The 1,686-nt window shown below is 67.3% G+C and carries 1 protein-coding gene; it reads right to left on the minus strand.

What is annotated here, in order from left to right; genetic code table 11:
• The coding region (locus APM_RS19520) for an AAA family ATPase (RefSeq protein ID WP_241763233.1) at nt 1-1,670 on the minus strand (1,670 nt) is incomplete at its 3' end.
• Nucleotides 1,671-1,686: the final 16 nt, after the last annotated feature.

The raw sequence follows: 1,686 nt of genomic DNA on the forward strand, positions 1-1,686 counted from the left end.
GGGGCGACCGGCATGGCGTAGTGCTCACCCGTGTTCTTGTCGATCGCCGCAAGCGTCATGTGGCTCGGCCCCAGCTCGCCAGAGGCCAGCAGCCGTTGCCGGATCGCCTCGCCGATCGCGCGTGCGTCCTGATTGGTCGGTGTGCTGATCGACAGCGTAAAGCGCGGCCGATCTACATTCGCTTTCCGGCGTTCATCCCAGAGCGCAGCAGCCCGCGCGATCACCTCGCCATGCCCGCCGGCAACGATCTCGGCCGTGCCATCCTGCCGCTTCATGTCCAGCGCCTTGCCAACAGCCTCGGCGCCACCCTGGCGCAGCAAGCCCGCGATTTCGCGCGCCCTATCGTTGGTCTGCCGCACCGTGCTTTCGATCGACGGCACCTTGCCCAGCCCTTTTTCGAGAAGGCCGATCACCTGGCCCGCCTCGATCGACTGGCATTGCTTCGGATCACCGATCGCCACCATGCGGAACCCGTGCCGCTCCTGGAGCCGCAACAGATCAAGCATCTGGCGCGTGCCGATCGTACCCAGCTCATCGATCACCACGACACTGCGGCTGGACAAGTCCAGCCGGCCGCTCTCCACCCGGTTGATGAACACCGACACGGCCGCGATCGTGTCACGCCCGCCGGCCTCGGCCTCGGTGTTCAGTCCGGCCTCGCGCAACTCGCGCGCCTGACGCCAGCCAAGGCTGATGCCGTGAATATCCGCACCCTGGTCACGCCACGCCGCCACCAGCGGCTTCAACAACGTGGTCTTGCCGGCCCCGGCCGCCCCGATCCCCACCGCGAACCGGCAGCCCATGCCGAGATGATCGATCATCCGGCGCTGGGCAGCGCCATGCGCGCCGGTGAAACTCAGCCCGCTCGCCGCAATCCCGCGTTTGATCTGTACCGGGTTGAGCGTCCCGCGCCGATCCCTGCCAGCCTGTCCCGCCAGCTCGACCAGCGCGCTCTCCTGCTCGACATGGGCGCGCGTCGTCAGCCTGGTTGTGGTGATCGTCACATCCGGGTTTTCCGGGTCATCCCGCTCGGTCTCGACCGCGATGATCTGCGTGCGTGCGGACTCACCGTTGCCGCCAGCACCACCGGTTTCGACAACCCCGCGCGCCCGCAACCGCGCGATCACCTGATCAACATCGCCGCCATCCTTGATGCCGGCCGCCACCAGGCCACGCGCTGCGGCAACGCGCTCATCCTCGGCCTTGATGACCGCCCGCCGGGCAAACTGCTCGCCCAGCACCCGCGAAGCCGCCTCATAGGCCAGATCAAGTCGGGCCGCTTCGGTCAGTTTCTCCGCCGGTGCCGCGTTCTGCAGAACGCTTTTGTGCTGGTAGCCGCGTGCCTCCGCCTGGCGCCGCCAGCTCACGAAGTCGCTCAGATCATCGGCTTTGGCACTGCGGCTCGCAAAGGCACCGCCTTTGAGCAGCTTGATTCGTTCGTCGCCGGTCATGCGGTCCCAATCCGCCCCCAGCGAGGCGGCATAGGCTTTCGCGTCGGAGAGGGCATCGCGGGTCCGTTTACTGAACGCGGCCCGGATCTCCTCCGGCACGGCGCTGAGCCGCGCCGCGCCGGTGGTTCGGTCCAGCTCTATACTCGCCCCGGCCCGCCGGAGATTCTGGGCGAGATGAGCCTGGTAGATCGCCCCCCATTCATGGATGCGGCCGTGCATCTGCAACGTGTTCAGA

It is taken from the genome of Acidiphilium sp. PM, from assembly GCF_000219295.1.
Taxonomy (GTDB): domain Bacteria; phylum Pseudomonadota; class Alphaproteobacteria; order Acetobacterales; family Acetobacteraceae; genus Acidiphilium; species Acidiphilium multivorum.